1 protein-coding gene is annotated in these 515 nt (G+C 72.0%); it reads right to left on the bottom strand.

All coding sequences use genetic code 11. The features are described 5' to 3' along the window. A partial coding sequence (locus FLV34_RS39710) for a DUF222 domain-containing protein (RefSeq protein WP_147945633.1) occupies window positions 1-515 on the bottom strand: 515 nt, incomplete at both ends.

Here is a 515-nt window from a genome sequence, read left to right as displayed (position 1 = left end):
TCGACATGGTCGGCGGTGTCGTCGGCCTGGCTCGGCTCGTCAGTGGTCCCGGTGGTGTCGGGGGCGTAGTCGCTGGGGGCGCTGTCGCCGAGGTCTGCGCAGTGGTCGCTGACGTCGTCGTCGGTGGCCGGGTCGGTGTCTTCGGTGGCCGGGTCGGTGTCTTGGGTGGCCGGGGCAGCGGGGTCTTGGGTGGCCGGGTCGCTGGTGTCGTCGGCGGGGTGTGGGTTGTCGTCGGTGGGGTCGGTGGTTTCGGGGTCGGTGGGGAGGGATTCGGCGCTGACCACGACGAGGAGCTCGGCGGCGATCTTCTGCTCCAGCAGGGCGATCAAGGCGTCCGCCTGGCGCACCGTCAGCGGGCGGTCATCCCCCTGTGCCCTCAGCTTGGCGTACGCCTGCAACAACGCCATCAACCGGGCGCCGGCCTCACGCGGCAGGTAGAACTCCCCTTCCACGCCGCCGCCCTTGCCCGGGCGGACCCGCAGGAACCGCCGCCCGTAATCGGCCCGCTCATCCCG

The sequence above is a fragment of the Microbispora sp. CSR-4 genome, from assembly GCF_008033685.1.
Classification (GTDB): domain Bacteria; phylum Actinomycetota; class Actinomycetes; order Streptosporangiales; family Streptosporangiaceae; genus Microbispora.
This window is presented reverse-complemented; position numbering and strand designations above follow the sequence as displayed.